Source organism: Formosa algae (assembly GCF_001439665.1).
Taxonomy (GTDB): Bacteria; Bacteroidota; Bacteroidia; order Flavobacteriales; family Flavobacteriaceae; genus Formosa; species Formosa algae.
This window is the reverse complement of the sequence record NZ_LMAK01000056.1, coordinates 1-16,633: the sequence shown is the minus strand read 5'-3', so window position 1 is coordinate 16,633 and position 16,633 is coordinate 1. Positions and strand designations below refer to the sequence as shown.

11 protein-coding genes are annotated in these 16,633 nt (G+C 35.9%); 9 read left to right on the top strand and 2 right to left on the bottom strand.

The window, feature by feature from the left end; translation table 11 throughout:
- Positions 1-83: 83 nt before the first annotated feature.
- Positions 84-1,112, top strand: a complete 1,029-nt coding sequence (locus AST99_RS12625; protein ID WP_057782198.1) for an arylsulfotransferase family protein — start codon at positions 84-86, stop codon at positions 1,110-1,112.
- Positions 1,113-1,161: 49 nt separating this feature from the next.
- On the opposite strand, the gene AST99_RS12620 is transcribed toward AST99_RS12625, so the two are convergent.
- Complete coding sequence (locus AST99_RS12620; protein WP_057782197.1) at positions 1,162-1,803, bottom strand: carboxypeptidase-like regulatory domain-containing protein; 642 nt, start codon at positions 1,801-1,803, stop codon at positions 1,162-1,164.
- Between the two features lie 329 nt (positions 1,804-2,132).
- Between AST99_RS12620 and AST99_RS12615 the strand changes: the two genes are divergently transcribed.
- On the top strand, positions 2,133-3,806 hold the full coding sequence (locus AST99_RS12615; protein ID WP_057782196.1) for an amidase family protein: 1,674 nt from the start codon (positions 2,133-2,135) through the stop codon (positions 3,804-3,806).
- A 144-nt stretch (positions 3,807-3,950) separates the two neighbouring features.
- Entirely contained in the window at positions 3,951-4,757 is an 807-nt protein-coding gene (locus AST99_RS12610; protein WP_069727852.1) for a hypothetical protein, read from the top strand.
- 106 nt (positions 4,758-4,863) lie between these two features.
- Here AST99_RS12610 and AST99_RS12605 read toward each other — a convergent pair whose 3' ends face one another.
- Positions 4,864-5,463 (bottom strand): MCP four helix bundle domain-containing protein, encoded by a 600-nt coding sequence (locus tag AST99_RS12605; protein ID WP_057782195.1) that lies wholly within the window; start codon positions 5,461-5,463, stop codon positions 4,864-4,866.
- Between the two features lie 653 nt (positions 5,464-6,116).
- Here AST99_RS12605 and AST99_RS12600 point away from each other — a divergent pair.
- The 6 genes from AST99_RS12600 to AST99_RS12575 form a co-directional block, all read left to right on the top strand.
- Positions 6,117-8,018: a glycoside hydrolase family 97 protein gene (locus AST99_RS12600; protein WP_069727851.1), complete on the top strand. Its 1,902-nt coding sequence runs from the start codon at positions 6,117-6,119 to the stop codon at positions 8,016-8,018.
- 1 nt (position 8,019) lies between these two features.
- Positions 8,020-9,633, top strand: a complete 1,614-nt coding sequence (locus AST99_RS12595) for a sulfatase (protein WP_057782194.1) — start codon at positions 8,020-8,022, stop codon at positions 9,631-9,633.
- Between the two features lie 51 nt (positions 9,634-9,684).
- Positions 9,685-12,153 (top strand): glycoside hydrolase family 95 protein, encoded by a 2,469-nt coding sequence (locus tag AST99_RS12590; protein ID WP_083495684.1) that lies wholly within the window; start codon positions 9,685-9,687, stop codon positions 12,151-12,153.
- A 20-nt stretch (positions 12,154-12,173) separates the two neighbouring features.
- A complete protein-coding gene (locus AST99_RS12585) occupies positions 12,174-14,762 on the top strand; it encodes a GH116 family glycosyl-hydrolase (RefSeq protein ID WP_057782192.1) in 2,589 nt (862 codons plus the stop codon).
- 7 nt (positions 14,763-14,769) lie between these two features.
- Complete coding sequence (locus AST99_RS12580; RefSeq protein ID WP_083495683.1) at positions 14,770-15,822, top strand: family 43 glycosylhydrolase; 1,053 nt, start codon at positions 14,770-14,772, stop codon at positions 15,820-15,822.
- 77 nt (positions 15,823-15,899) lie between these two features.
- Positions 15,900-16,633: sulfatase-like hydrolase/transferase (locus AST99_RS12575; protein WP_157486381.1), on the top strand; the 734-nt coding region annotated here is incomplete at its 3' end.

The following is a 16,633-nucleotide window of genomic DNA, read 5'->3' as shown; positions in this document are numbered from 1 at the left end:
ACCAAACGTGAAAATGGTTAAACTTGTTTTGATTATAGAATCGGAATATAACACGAGACCAGATAATTAATAGCTGTTAAAAAATGAAAAATAAGAAATTTAATTTGGGGGTTGTTCTGGTTTTATTCTGTGTAATTAGTGCTTGTGAGAGCACCACAGCAGATACCGATAGTGTTGAGTCTGAAAATGAAGTTAGTGAAGGTTATGTGCTGTATAGCTTAATTGGAGACACTACGACTTATCTTATAGATTCTACAGGAGCAGAGGTTAAAACTTGGTCGTCTTCCTATTCCTCTTCGGGCGGATATTATCTGTCAGAAAACAATACGTTATTACGCTTAGGAAAATCTTCAGAAGTGAATAATGGAACGTTTTCTTCTGGCGGATTGGTGTCTTCAGTTATTGAAGAACTTAATGATGAGAGTGAGGTTCTGTGGTCTATTAATAAATATAGTGATGCGTCTACATTTCATCATGATTTTAAAGAGGTAGATACGAATACAATTATTGCTTTGTCTTGGCAACTGAGAGAATATAACAATTCAGAATATTGGAACGAGGTCGTTCTTTTAATAGACAAGACAGATAATTCCGTAATTTGGGAATGGAATGCTATGGACGATGGCGGAATTTTTCCGGAAGATAATGACCAAGACGATTATTTACATTTTAACTCGGTAGATTATAAGGATGGAAATATACTTATAAGTTCAAGGGGTAAAAATACGCTATATTTAATAGATAAAGAGAGTAAAGGTATCATTGCAGAGTTAACTGCAGAAGACGCTTTGTCTGGGCAACATGATGCTACTTTTTTAGTTAATGGAAACATACTTGTTTTTAATAATACAGCAGAAACGGCTAAATCTGCTGTTTTAGAAATTACAAGATCAGACGTGTTGGTTTGGCTGTATTCAAATACATTTTATTCAGATCATATTTCGGGGGCTCAACGGCTGGATTCAGGAAATACTTTAGTTTGTTCAGGAGTAGAAGCGCATCTTATTGAAGTGACAGATTCTGGAGAAGTTGTGTGGGATTATACTATAGAAAACACAAATTCAAATCGACCAATAGAAGTATTTAAAGTCCGTAAATATGTCAATTTTTAAGGGAAATTTAGAGGCTGTGTAAGTCCGCTAGAAACGTATTTAGTTCATTCTATCTAAACCAATTTCTAATACGGTGAAACACATTCTGTTTTACAACCACCACTTCTCCAATGGTTACTAATTCTTCAGAAAGTTCAATTTTTATGGGTTGGGTTAGGTCTGTAATAGTTAGTTCTTTGGTTTCGTAACCCAAAGAAGAACAGATAAGCACAGGTTCGTGTTTTAAAACCGTTTTAGGAATTGTTATTGAAAATCGACCATCAAAATCTGAAATCACACCTTCAGATCTTCCTTTAAGAAAGATATTTACTCCTGGTAAAGGCCAATTGGCATCAGAAACAATACCCTCAAGACGTATAGAATCTAAGACAGGTTCTGGATTGGTAATGCCGTTTTCTTTTTCAGTAGCAGTAGGTGCAATACGAGTTGGTTGAGGTGTGTGTTGTACCTGACTAAAAATAGCAGGAGAGATTAAAAATAGAGACGATACTCCCAAATACAAGCCCAGTTTAGAATACCATTTTGGATGTGGCTTAGTTATGGGCACATCTAATAGTTCAGGTTTAAATTTACCACAAACAGGTTGTTTTTGTTTTAATAAGTCACGAAGTTGTGCAGGTGTCGCCTGTGTATAATCTATAACCGTTTTTTGGCAAGCAGAACAAAAAGCTCCACGTTCTGTAGGTTTCATGCTTTGCCAAGATTTATGACATGGTTTTGGGATTTGGAATGTATAGTGCACTAATAATTGAAATTTACATCTTAAATATAAGATAATTATATGTAAAATACTGCTTCAAGAGGAGTTATATATGGCTGTAAACTTACACTACGTTAGTATAAAAATGGAATCCTAACTGTTTCAACAATTGTAGAATACTTCTGCTACTTCGCTCTACAAATATTTAATTATTGCTGAATATCTAATTTAATTGTTAAATTTAGTCCTTCACCAGCTGATTAATCACACCAAGAAACATCTGAAGTGTTATTTTAAGCCTCCCTAAAATGATATTAGTTATGAATTTTAAGCGTATTTTAATTGTTTGTATTCTCCTTCTTATTATAGCGTGTAAAGAGAAAGATAAGAGTATTGAACGTCAAGTTATTTGGAAACCATATAATGATTCTCTAGATGTTGTCGCGAATGCAAATCACCAAAAATCACGTATGCGCTATAAGCTCATTCAGTCTAAAGTTTTAGATAAAAACGATATTTTTCTACCGCTTTATAAGGACGTATCTGCAATTTCAGAAGCCGATTACAACACATGGAAACCTCTTATTTTAGAACAAGATATACCTACCATTCAAGCGCATATTGCTGCTGGAGATTTAAGTTATGAAAAGTTGGTCTTATTTTATTTATATCGTATTTATAACTATGAATTAAATAATGAAACGACTTTAAATACCATACTCGCTTTAAATGAAGAGGTGATAAATCAGGCCAAGTTATGTGACGAAACTTTAGCAAAATTTCCTAATGCTGAAAGACACGAGATTTTTGGTATGCCCATTCTTTTAAAAGATAATATCGATACTCAAGGTATGCATACTACTGCAGGAGCAATCGCATTTATGGATAACAACACAGACGATGCTTTTATTGTAAAACAATTAAAATCTCATGGAGCATTAATTTTAGGAAAAGTTAATTTAAGCGAATGGGCGTATTTTTTATGTTCAGGTTGCCCTGTTGGTTATAGCGCTGTTGGCGGACAAACTTTAAATCCGTATGGACGAAAAATTTTCGAAACTGGTGGCTCTAGTGCAGGAAGTGGCACAGCTGTTGCTGCCAATTATGCGGTTGCAGCTGTGGGAACAGAAACGTCAGGTTCTATATTGTCGCCTTCAAGTCAAAATTCTATTGTCGGTTTAAAACCTACTATTGGATTGTTAAGTAGATCTGGAATTGTACCCATATCAAGTACCTTGGACACACCTGGTCCGATGGCAAAAAATGTTACAGATACAGCAATTTTATTATCGGCTATGACAGGACAAGATCTTAGCGACGAAAAATCTGTAGACACCGATAAACATTTTAAGAATATAGAGGAGCAGTCTTTATCAGGAAAGCGGTTTGGAGCATTTAAAGATAAAATGGAAACCGATAGTCTTTATGCTGCAACGCTTCAGGTTTTAAAAGATCAAGGCGCAACAATAGTAGTGTTTACTCCAGAAAGTGTAAGCTTACCAGGGTTTAGGAGTATTTTAAGTATAGATATGAAACACGATTTACCATCTTACATTCAAAATCATGTGTTGAATAAGGAAACTTTAGAAGTTTCTAATATTTCAGAGGTTATTCATTATAATAAGCAAGATAGTTTAATTAGAATACCATATGGTCAGGCGCTATTTGAAGGCATTGTTGCCGATACGGTGTCTACAGAACAATTAAAAGGAATTAAAGACAATTTAGAGCATAAAAGTAGAGCACATTTAAATGCTATTTTAGATTCAAATCAGTTAGATGCTATTTTGAGTATTAATAATTTTTATGCAGGTATGGCTGCTGTAGCTAAATATCCAGCGTTAACTGTTCCAATGGGGTATAAAACAAATGGGGAACCTGAAAATTTAACATTTATAACCAAATCGTTTCAAGAAGTTGAATTATTACAGCTTGGTTTAGCGTTCGAAAAAGCAACTAAATCTAGAAAGTTACCTGCAGATTATTCTGAATAATGTTTTGTGATTATAGAACTATAAAGGTTTTGGATAAACATAAAAATTAATAAATAAAAGTATTGCTAACTGAATATAAATACAGATGATTTTGCATTGAACAAAACAGAAGCTATACTTTAATATTTAATAAAGATTTGACAAATGACAAAATTTTTGATTGATCCATACGAAACAAAACCAGGAATAATAGAAGATCTAAAAGACTTTGATTCCACTTCAAATAGTTTGTCAATCACTTCGAAAGTTAAGAATATAGAGCGTTTAAAAAATTTGGAAATTGATAATCTCTGGTTGTTTTCGGCTAAGGAAAAAGATATTGAAAAAATTTTCAATCTTATACAGCCTAAATATGTTAGTTTATATCAAGTTTTAATAAATGATTTGAGTTGTCTTGAAAATTTGAAAGCATGTGAGACATTGTTATTGGATTGGAATACAAAGGCAACAAAATTATGGGATTTTAAGAAAAATAAAAAATTGAAAAATTTATCTATTAGAGATTTTTCAAAAATTTCAAATATAGATGAAATCGAAAATATTTCTCAACTAAAATCTCTTTCACTTGAAGGAGGAATGTGGAAACCAATGAAATTAGATTCTCTTAAATCAATCGCCGTCAATAGAAATTTAGGATATTTACGTTTAATTAATTTACGTTTAAAAGATAATTCCCTTAAGCCTTTATGGAATTTGTCAAAATTAGAACTTTTAGATATTTCAAATCAATTCCCTACAAAAGAAATAGCTGGTCTTTCTAGAGTTTTATTGAACACAAAATGTAGTTTGTTTCAACCATATATAGATGTTGAAATTAAAGATCAAAATAATAATTTGAAGTATGACGTAATGATTGTTGGAAAAAGAAAACCATTTCTTTTAAAATCAAAAGACAACAAAAGGTTAGAAAAATATATTAAAGAGTTTAAAAGATTTAAACAAGAAAATTAAAGACTTATTAGTTTATGTAATAATTAACCATTTTGTAACTACTAAAGTATATTATTAAATAATAAGGCATTTATAAATGTAATGAGAAAATATATTTCCAAAAATATTACTCCTCTTCTTTAGGTTTATAAATAACAATAATCTGAACTAAGATGGCTAGAAAGACTAAAATATAGATTTCCATATGTGTGAATAATTCTATTGAACTAATGGCTTTTTTGCTCAAAGACGTTTGTCTTCTGCCTTCACTTAGTTGAATTTTGGACAACTTATACAGGTTGGCTTCTACACTTCTAATCTGATTTTCTAAAGCTGTTGTTTGTGATAATCCTGATTGTGTTAACGCGGCTTCAGATTTTTGTAGTGCTTTTAAATCATCTTTAAAAGCATTAAATATTTTACCTTCTTCAACGGTTAATTTTGTTTGATCAAATCTCGTAATTAAAGCCTGAACTTCAAGATTGACTTCCTTGTTTCTGTCTACAAAAAAAATAGAATCTTGTTTAGCCATGGCAACTTCTTTTTCTTGCACTAACCGTGACATTTCAAAGATTATATCGTTCGCAACAATTCTATCATTATAAATAGTAATAACGGAATCTTTAACTCTTAAAAAATTATTTCTATCTATTAAGTTTGTCGCAAGTATTAAAACGAAAACCATAAGAATACCAAGAACCCATTTTATTTTGTTGTAGAATGTCATAATAATTGTGATTTATGTAAAAAATATAGCGCAAATATATGAAAAACGTAACAGACTAACTTATCTTAAAATTAGATATTATTTATCTTAAATGTTTCCAAACGTATCCTTAGTATGGAGAAAATATTTTTTTTAAAACTCTGAAGGAGAAACGCCATGTCGGTTTGGAAAATGGCAATGATTTGTATCAGATTTTATGATTTCACAGAATGCAAACGCATCTTTGTTAGGCATCATCATATCTCTAATAATAATTTCGGTACTGTCTGTAAGTTTAGAAGTTGAAAATAAAAATGAATACTAAGGATGGTAAACAGGATGACTAGAAAGCTCTATTATAATGTAATTACTAACTATCTTTTTAATGGGTGAACTTTAGTTTAATGTTTGGTTTTGGAAATAATGGTTTTATAGACATATTAAGACCATTATTTATATACGTCGAGCATGTTAGTGCATGTGGTGAGTCAAACTGCTCAAATGGTTTGTATAGGGATAACCGATAGAAATTGATAAAACAAAAATGTTAATTTTATACATGTTTATGGTTGAAATAGGTAAATCTAATTGGAATAGAAATGTCTATACTTGTAAATTAGCAATAAAAATAACCATCAACTAGCGTTTGGTGAAAAACCAAAACCTTAATCAAAATGAAAAATATACTCGTTGTCATAAGTTTTATATTAACCTTAAGTAGTTGCTCTAAATCAAAGCAATTAGATATTGTATCTCCAAATGGTGAAGTCAAAGTTGTGATAAACGATCAAGACTCGCAATTAAGGTACAACCTTTATAAAAACGGAATAGGTTTGGTTTTAAATTCTGAAATTTCAATACTTCAAAATCTTAATGTGAAAGTTTTAGGAGTCAAAATGAACCAGGTTCAAGAGACGTGGCATCCCGTGTGGGGACAGTTTAGCGACATTGAAAATCACTATGCTGAATTGGAGCTATATCTAGATTATCAAGGTACGTCTGCAACACTTCTTATAAGAACTTACGATAAAGGTGTAGCATTTCGTTTTAAAGTTACTGAGGTTTCAAACGGTATATCTCCTTCCTTTTTTATGGAATACGATTTGGCTGATTCTAGTACATTATACTCACCAGCGGGAGAAGGTAAACCATTCGGACCATTTTCAATTCAAGATTTTAAAAGTCAGGATTCCATAAAACACAATTTAAAAATGCCTTTGGTTGTTGAAGGAGATCAAAATCAGTTTCTATCACTTTTGGAATCCGATTTAGTAAGTACACCTGGTTTTGATGTTATCGATTTTAAATTCGATCAACAACGCAAAAAGTTAGTGTCTCAAAACAATTTTAATTCAGAAGATACCAACTTGGTAACGCCTTGGCGTCTTATTCTTATTGAAGATAGAATAGGCGATTTATTGACCAATACAGTGCCACTAAATGTGGCTGCTGCTAATACCATTGAAAATCCGTCGTGGATTAAACCAGGTAAAACCTTATGGGATTGGCGCGTACATGGCTTTACTGCAGAAGACGGTTTTACCTATGGTATCAATAACGAAAGTTATTATCGTTTTATAGATTTTGCTGCTGAAAACGATATAGAATATTTCATGATAGACGATGCATGGTACACCGATGTTAAACCGGGTTATATGGAAATGTCGGATAAATTAGATTTGGATAAAGTGACGGCTTATGCAAAAGAAAAAGGCGTGTCATTGCTATTGTATTACGACAGACGTCAAGGCGATTATGGCGATGAAGCCTTGTTTCCGTATTATAATTCATTGGGTATGAAAGGGATTAAATACGGGTTTATGGGGAGTGATGTAGAGTTTACACGAAACGCGATTAAAATGAGTGCCGCAAGTAATTTGTTAATAGATTTTCATGATGGTCCAGTGCCATTTACAGGCGTGTCAAGAACTTATCCAAATGCTATAACGAAAGAGTTTTGCCATGCGCAACAAGATTCTAGACGTGCATTTACGCCAAAAACTTTTATTAGAATGGCTTTAATTAATGCCATTCAAGGGCCACTAGATATGAATAATGGAGTTTTCGATATTTCTAGTGTGAATGCTGGAGAACGCGAAAAAGGACCGAGAAAGTTAAATTCGTTAGTCACCACCGTTACAGCAGAGGCCGCGCGTACACTTATTATTTTTAGTGGTTTGGTTTGTATTCCAGATGCACCAGAAGCGTATTCGGAAAAATCAGATGTATTCGAATTTATTAAAGAAATGCCTGTTGGTAAATGGGACGACACCAAGATTCTACATGCTAAAATGGATCGTTATATCTCTACAGCTCGTCGCCATGGCGATGCATGGTATATTGGTTCCGTTCATGCAGATGGAGGCACTTTAGATATTACGTTAGACTTTCTAAAAGACAGCGAAACCTATAAAATTACCTATTACGAAGATGCCGAAGATACAAATAGTAAAACTAATCCTGAAGCCTACCAAGTACGCACTGCCACAGTAAAAAAGGGCGATGTGGTATCAGCGAAAATGGTTGCCGGTGGCGGACACTGTATGTGGATTAGACCTAACAATCAAAACCAATAACATGAACAAATCAATATATGTTTTTGCGCTTATTACTTTGGTATTACAATCCTGTAAAACAAAACCAGAACCTATAAAACCAAATGTCCTTTTTATTGTGGTAGACGATTTAGGATATGCCGATTTAAGTGTTATGGGAAGCCATTATTATGAAACGCCAAATATTGATGTTTTAGCAACTTCGGGAAATATATTTACCAATGGTTACGCCACCTGTTCGGTGTGTAGTCCGTCGCGGGCGAGTTTATTAAACGGACAGTTTACGGCAAGACATGGTATTACACAATTCGATGGCGCACCGTCGGGATTGGCTTGGAAAAAGAAAAATAGGCATACTAAACTCTTGCCACCAGAATATAAGCATCATTTAGATACTAATGATGTGACCTTGCCAGAGGTGTTTAAAGCGAACGGATACGCTACTTTTTTTGCTGGAAAATGGCATTTGGGAAGTGAAGCGGAACAATCTTTACCTACAAATCATGGATTTGATGTTAACCAAGGGGGATATGAAAAAGGAGGACCGTATTCGGGAGGTTATTTTTCACCTTTTAATAACCCAAACATGACAGATTATGAAGATGAAAAGGGCATGTCACTTTCCATGAAATTGGCTAAAGAAACCTCAAAATTCATAGAAAAAAATAAAGACACCACTTTCTTAGCCTACTTGTCGTTTTATGCGGTGCATGCTCCAATTCAGACCACAAAAGCCAAGTGGACAAAATATAGAAACAAGGCCGATAGCTTGGGAATTGCCGAGCAAGGTTTTGAAATGGAACATGAGTTGCCATTTAGAATGTATCAAGATAATCCAGTATATGCAGGCTTAATCGAAGAGGTAGATGGCGCCATTGGTAGTGTTATGCAAACCTTGAAAGCTAATGGCTTAGATAAAAATACCATTGTGGTGTTTACGTCCGATAATGGTGGCGTGACTTCGGGAGATAATTTTTCAACCAACCAATTGTCACTTCGTGGCGGAAAAGGTTATCAGTGGGAAGGTGGTATTCGTGTGCCTTATTTTGTATATGTGCCTTGGTTACATCAAGGTGGTAGGACGATTGAAGTTCCTGTTTCTGGAGTCGATTTGTTTCCTACACTATTAGATTTAGCCAATATTCCACTTCAGCCAAAAGCACATGCCGATGGTGTGAGTTTAAAACCACTTTTAGAAGGGGGTACCATTGTCGAAAGGCCCTTGTTTTGGCATTATCCGCATTATGGAAATCAAGGAGGCGAACCGGTTTCAATCATTAGAAAAGGAAACTGGAAACTGATTTATTATTGGGAAGACCTTCATATCGAATTATACAATTTAGATACCGATTTAGGTGAAATATATGATTTAGCTTCGGAAGAAGTTACAAAGGCTTCAGAAATGAAAACCGAGCTGATGAATTGGTTAAAAGCTATGGATACGGAATATGCAGAATTAGATGAAAATTGGGATGAGTCGGCTTGGGACAAGCGTTTAGAGGATAATAAAAATAAATTGATGCCCAGATTAGATGCAAAAAGAAAACAAATGCTAAGTCCAAATTACCAACCAAATACCGATTGGTGGGGCAGTGAAATAATCAAGGATACTACAGCAGTAGCAACCGAAAATTAAAGGTGTCGGATTTAAACCACAATAAACTAAAACCAACTAATTAAATCAAAAATGAATAAAGCTTTTCTATTTCTAATCTTAATAACCATGGTTTCTCTGCAAACTAAGGCACAAATAGTATTGAAATATGATAAGCCTTCGAGTAAATTCACAACGGAGCAAAGAAATAATTATAGGAAAAACGGGTACATGCAAGAGGCACTTCCATTTGGGAACGGACGCTTAGGCGCCATGTTTTCTGGAGGAATAGATGAAGAACACCTTTTGATAAACGATATTACATTTTGGATGAATAGCAAACGTGGGATGGATTCCGTAGCGCAATCTGGAGTAAAACTAGAAGGGTACAAGCATTTTGACAAAGTCAGAGAAGCTTACGAACAAAGTCATTATGGCACGGGCGAGGATAGTATGGAAGCCATGTCTACCAAATATTTGAGCTCCACACAACCTCTAGGGAATTATGCGCCATTTACAGATGTGTTTATTTCCACAGGTCATGACAGTACTTCCGTATCAAATTACATGCGCTCCTTAGATGCTCACTCAGGAATTGGAAGGGTAGAATATAATATAGGTAATGGACATTTTACACGCGAATATTTTTGTAGTCATCCAAACGATGTGATTGCAGTGCGTTATACCGCGAAGCATGCCAAATTAAATTTGAAAATTTCAACGAGTACTTTGCATGAAAATCATAGGGTTACATCGGAAGGGCATTATGTGATTTTGACTGGTGAAGCGGCCATGGTGCAAGATAATATCAGTTTTCAGCAATTAATTTATGTAGATGCTGGTAATGGAACATTAATTCAGAATAAAGATGGTTCCCTGCAAGTTGAAGGCGCTACAGATGTTAAAATATACCTAACTGCCTATTCAGATTATCTTCCTATTTATCCAACGTTTAAAGGGCGAGATTTTATGGCCGATACACAAGATAGGATGAAAGAAGCTGTAGTGCTAGGCTATGAAAATCTGAAACAAATACATGTAAAAGACGTTTCGGCACTCATGGATCGTTGTCAATTGGAGTTGGATTTTAAGCCATCAGGACTGACTACAGATCAGTTAATAAAAAAAGGAGCAAGTATAGAATTAGAAAATCTGTATTTTAATTATTCACGGTACCTTCAAATCAGTAGTTCTCGCACAGCTCCTGTGCCATCTAACTTGCAAGGGCTTTGGAATGGCCATTTAAAACCGGCTTGGAATGCCGATTATCATAACGATATAAATGTAGCTATGAATTATTGGATGGTCGAAACCGCAAACTTACCTAGTTCTTTTTCTCCTTATGTTGAATGGATGAAAATTCTAGCGGAATCAGGTAAACATGTGGCTAAAGAAGCTTATGGTGTACAAAATGGGTGGAGTGTCGGGCTTAACGGAAATGTTTTTGGGTTTACAGCACCTAATGAACACGGTAGACGCATGCAACAATCTGGAGCTTGGTTATGCCAGAATCTCTTCGAGCATTATGCGTTTAATCAAGATAAAACGTATTTAGAAGATATTTATCCTATACTAAAAGGTGCAGCCGAATTTTATGTTGACTTTTTAGCTCCTTGGAAAGATGGATCGCTTGTAGTATACCCAACGTGGTCTCCAGAAAACACCTATTTGTCAGAGCAATTTAGTAAATTAAATAAGCAGACCTATGGAGCTGCTTGGGATCAGCAATTGGTTTTGAATTTGTTTACTGATTGTATTGAAGCTGCAACGGTTTTAGATAAAGATGCAGCCTTTAGAAAAAAACTTCAACAGATAATTCTGAAATTGTCGCCTCAAAAAATTGGGCAGTATGGACAAGTACAAGAATGGCCAGAAGATTGGGATAGCCCAACCGATCAGCATCGGCATATTTCACATTTAATAGCCTTGCACCCAGGGCGTGATTTTTCGCCACTAACCACACCAGAATTAACAGATGCAGCGCTGGTAACCATGAAACATCGCGGTGATATTTCTACAGGTTGGAGTACCGCTTGGAAAACTAATTTTTGGGCACGGCTTCATAACGGCGATAAATCCCATCAATTTTATCAGTTTTTAACGTCTAAGCGAGCCTATGCTAATCTGTTCGATTTTCATCCTCCCTTTCAAATCGATGGAAACTTTGGTGGTGTCGCAGGCGTTTGCGAGATGTTATTGCAAAGTCATTTAAGAAGTGTCGATAATACGGCGAAAACAATAGACGCCGCAGCGTTTGTAGCGTATCAGCAAGACCCTAAAACACCAAATTATTTTAGTCCCGTTGTTCCGAATGAAGCTTTAGCGGATGCATCTTATATTTTACATTTGCTACCAGCATTACCTTCAGCTTGGTCTAAAGGAAGTATAAAAGGATTGCGTGCTCGTGGCGGATTTGAAGTAGATGTAGCCTGGGAACATGGCAAGCTCAAGAAGGCTGAAATTCACGCCACCACAGATGGTGCTTTCAGAATATATTCCGAAGGAAAACTCAGTGAAGTTATCACTTTGAAAAAAGGGGAAACGAAGCATTGGACAAGCTAAACTAAGAATACAAACAAACTATGACTACAATTAAACCGCTAACTACATTATTAGTCGCATTAGGTATTAGCAGTTTATCTTTTGCGCAGTCCAAAGGCATGGATTGGCCAGTACTTAAAACCTACGACCAAGACCATATTCAAAAGATAAAAATGCCCGTTGGCGGTATTGGTACAGGAACCATTTCTTTAACAGGAAGAGGATCTTTAGAAGATTGGGAAATTATGAACCGACCAGCTAAAGGTTTTAATCCAACCCTAGAAAATCGAGGGCCTGTAAAACAAAAAGGCCCATTTTTTGCCATTTATATTGAAGATCGTAAAGGTGAAACACAGACACGTTTGTTAGAGGGACCATCAGACGAAGCCTATTACGAAGGGGCTTGGGGAGCAACTTCCAATAATCATGGTTTACCGCGTTTTGGGCATGCTGAATTTAAAACAGCTTATCCCTTTGGACAGGTGTTTTTAAGTGATGATGACTTACCAGTAGATGTGGTTGTAGGGGCTTTTAATCCGCTAATTCCAGGGAAAATAGACGATAGTAGTATTCCTATGGCTATTCTAAATTATACCGTAAAAAACACAATTGATCAGGACATCACGATTTCCTTGACAGGAAGCATTCAGAATTTCATTGGCTTTGATGGGAAAAGGGGAGAAGCAATAAAAAATATAAACACTTATCGTGAGGATGATGGTGTAAAAGGCATTCATTATACTACAAACGGCGTAGATCCTGAAAGTGAACAATGGGGAACCATGAGTTTCGTGTCTTTAAATGAAGGGACAACAACCTATCGCACAGCTTGGCAACCGATGACGAGCAGATGGGATAAAAAGAGATTGGAGTTTTGGGACGATTTTAGTACCGATGGAATGCTTGAACCACGTGTAAACGAGAAGGCAAATGCTCCGATGGGATCCTTAGCAGTTAAAACGATTTTAAAGGCTGGCGAGTCAAGAAATTTCCAATTTTTAATTAGTTGGAATTTTCCAAACAGACAAACGTGGGATAAACCCGGTTTTCAAGAGCTTATAAAAGCGACAGTTGGAAATTATTACGCAACAAAATATAGCGATTCATGGGATGTGATTTCTAAAACCTTACCCCGTTTAGGTGAATTGGAAACTAGTACTAAAACATTTGTAAATGCACTTATTGAAAGTGACATACCTGAAGAAATAAAGGAAGCTTCACTTTTTAATTTAGCACATTTAAGAACCCAATTAGTCTTCAGAATAAAAAGTGGGCACTTATTAGGCTGGGAAGGTATTTTCGATGATTATGGATCCTGCTTTGGGTCGTGTACACATGTTTGGAATTACGAGCAAACCACAGCGTTTTTATTTGGAGACTTGGCTAAAACCATGCGGGATGTCGAATATAATTATGCCACAGACGATGATGGTTTAATGAGTTTTAGAGTGTATTTACCTTTAGATCAGGGTCAGAAATGGGGTAAAGCTGCAGCCGACGGACAAATGGGAAGTATTATGAAGTTTTATCGCGAATGGCAATTGTCTGGAGACGATGCATTTCTTAAGAAGCACTGGCTAAAAGTAAAAAAAACATTAGAATTCTGTTGGATTCCAGGTGGTTGGGATGCTGATAAAAATGGCGTTATGGAAGGCTCGCAGCACAATACCATGGATGTGGAATATTTCGGGCCAAATCCGCAAATGGGCTTTTGGTATTTAGGTGCCTTGAAAGCTTCAGAAGAAATGGCTACGTATTTAGGAGATAATGCATTCGCCAATACATGTAAAAACCTATTTAAAAACGGTTCTGAGTGGATGGACACTAATTTGTTCAATGGTGAATATTACGAGCAACATATTCAACCACCTATGTCGGCAGATAACGTGGCTGAATCGCTTATAGGAGCTACAGATAGTAAAAATGCCATAGATTTTACTTCGCCAGATTTTCAATTAGGAAAAGGGGTTTTGGTCGATCAGTTAGTGGGACAAATGTTCGCACATATCGTTGGGTTAGGATATTTAGGGAATGAAGATAATATCAAGAAAACCCTTGAGTCGATAATGAAATATAATTATGTTGAAAACATGGCGTCTCATACTAATTTTCACCGGTCTTATGCTATAGGGGATGAGTCTGCATTATTGATGGCGGCATATCCTGGTGAGCGACCAGAAAAACCATTTCCTTATTATAGTGAAGTGATGACAGGTTTTGAATATTCTGCAGCCATTGGAATGTTGCAGGAAGGACAAACGGAAAATGGCCTATTAAGTATCCGAAATGTTAGAGATCGTTATGATGGTAAAAAAAGGAGTCCGTTTAACGAAGCCGAAGCCGGACATCACTATGCCAGAAGCATGGTGGCTTGGGCAGGTATTTTAGCAACCACAGGCTTTCAGTATTCAGCAGTAGAAAAATCAATGACCTTCACCTCTAAACCTGGAACGTACTATTGGAGTAATGGCTATAGTTATGGGACTTGCGAAGTGAAAAATAAAGAAGCAGTACTAAAAGTGATTTCAGGAGATTTAAGTTTAGAGCAATTTACGCTAAAGGGTGTGGGGACTAAAAAGCTTAAAAAACAAACGATACAATCAGGAGAAACGATCTCAATTAAACTATAAGACAATTATGAAAATGAATATAAAACGAAGTTTAGGTTATATACCTCTAATTGCAATTTCAGCCTTGTTGTTCTGTGCCTGTGGAAATAAACAAGCCAAGAAAACCGAGTCGGAAGCAGCTGTTAGTAATACGGAAATACCTTCCGAGACAGTCCGTTTTTCCTATTCAGAAATAGAAGGTATAGGGCAAGATTCAGTTTATAACCGCAGAGATCCAAGTGATATTATAAAGGTTAATAATACCTATTACATCTGGTACACGCGTATGGATAAACCGGTACGATCGGGGTATTGGGGTACCATTTGGTATGCTACTTCCGAAGACGAAGGTCATACGTGGCAAGAACAACGCATGGCTTTAGATGTAGGAGAAGCAGGGAACTTTGATAGCCATTCGGTTTTTACACCCAATATTTTAGTCTATCAAGGTAAATATTATATGTATTATACAGGCGTGCAGCCTACTCTAGGAAACCCCAATAAGGATTTTGAAGGAAACAGTACTACAGATTTTACAGCTATTGGGGTTGCGGTTGCTGATAGTCCTGATGGACCTTTTAAAAGACCTGAAAATAATATTGTAATCGCACCTAGTAAGGTGTCGTCTGATTTTGATAGTTATCGCGTAGATGATGCCAGTATGTTGGTAAAAGATGGAAAAATATGGTTGTATTACAAGGGACGATGTATAGAATACGGAAAACAAGGCCCAAAGAAAACACAGATGGGGGTGGCCATGGCAGATAGTCCTGCGGGGCCTTTTCAAAAGTACGCTAAACCATTAGTAGAGCGTGGTCATGAGGTGTTAATATGGAATCAAAATGAAAGTGTAGCATCGCTTACTTCTTTAAGTAAATCTATTCATTGGGCTAAAGATGGTTTAGATTTTAAACCTTTAGCTGAAAATCTAAGTAGTATTCCAATGGCTCCTGGTTTGTATCGTCCACATTTAGAAAATGATAATGCCGCAAAAGAAATTCCAGGATGGGGAATTTGTATGAGACAAAGTAAAGGGGAAGCGCACTTGCTTCGGTTTGAAATTAACAATCTAGATTTATAACTCCAATAGAAGTGCTTGAATCTTAAAAATTTTAAAGTATTACTAAATCAATTAAAGTTTTTTAGAACACAAATACAATGATAAAAAGAATACCTAAACATATCGTTATTGCGCTTGGATTTACTTGTAGTGTAATTGGCATGCAGGTACAAGAAAAACCCAATATCATCATTCTATTTGCAGACGATTTAGGCTATGGTGATTTAGGCTGTTATGGTGCAACAAAAGTTAAAACTCCAAATATTGACAAACTTGCTGAAGAAGGTAAGCGGTTTACCGATGCCCATTCGGCGTCTGCTGTGTGCACGCCATCACGGTATGCATTGCTTACTGGAGAGTATCCATTGAGAGCAAATGATGGTAATGGTATTTGGGGACCAGCACCAATAACTTCAGATTTAATAATTAATACAGAACAATTAACTATTGCCGGTGTTTTAAAAAATAGTGACTATGCTACTGCCGCATTAGGGAAATGGCACTTAGGCTTTGGAACCGGTGAAAACGATTGGAAACAACCTCTAAGTCCAGAACCCAATAATTTAGGGTTCGATTACTATTATGGGGTTCCACATGTATATAGTGCGCCGCCTTATGTGTATGTTGAAAACACAAGTGTAATAGGAGCAGATCCAAACGACCCATTAGTCTATATAGGGAAAGGGAAACCTGATGAGGTCACACCAATTACACTAATTCCTAAAGAAGCATCACAGCGTACGATAAATATGTTTAAAGGGGCCAAGGAGGCTCATAAATTATATAATGATTATACCGTAGGAACGGTATCGGCTGACAAGGCAGAGGCGGG

Bases quoted from the DNA above. Each gene is read 5' to 3' on its own strand.
- AST99_RS12625 (WP_057782198.1), top strand. From the start codon at position 84: ATGAAAAATAAGAAATTTAATTTGGGGGTTGTTCTGGTTTTATTCTGT.
- AST99_RS12620 (WP_057782197.1), bottom strand. From the start codon at position 1,803: ATGAAACCTACAGAACGTGGAGCTTTTTGTTCTGCTTGCCAAAAAACG.
- AST99_RS12615 (WP_057782196.1), top strand. From the start codon at position 2,133: ATGAATTTTAAGCGTATTTTAATTGTTTGTATTCTCCTTCTTATTATA.
- AST99_RS12610 (WP_069727852.1), top strand. From the start codon at position 3,951: ATGACAAAATTTTTGATTGATCCATACGAAACAAAACCAGGAATAATA.
- AST99_RS12605 (WP_057782195.1), bottom strand. From the start codon at position 5,463: ATGACATTCTACAACAAAATAAAATGGGTTCTTGGTATTCTTATGGTT.
- AST99_RS12600 (WP_069727851.1), top strand. From the start codon at position 6,117: ATGAAAAATATACTCGTTGTCATAAGTTTTATATTAACCTTAAGTAGT.
- AST99_RS12595 (WP_057782194.1), top strand. From the start codon at position 8,020: ATGAACAAATCAATATATGTTTTTGCGCTTATTACTTTGGTATTACAA.
- AST99_RS12590 (WP_083495684.1), top strand. From the start codon at position 9,685: ATGAATAAAGCTTTTCTATTTCTAATCTTAATAACCATGGTTTCTCTG.
- AST99_RS12585 (WP_057782192.1), top strand. From the start codon at position 12,174: ATGACTACAATTAAACCGCTAACTACATTATTAGTCGCATTAGGTATT.
- AST99_RS12580 (WP_083495683.1), top strand. From the start codon at position 14,770: ATGAAAATGAATATAAAACGAAGTTTAGGTTATATACCTCTAATTGCA.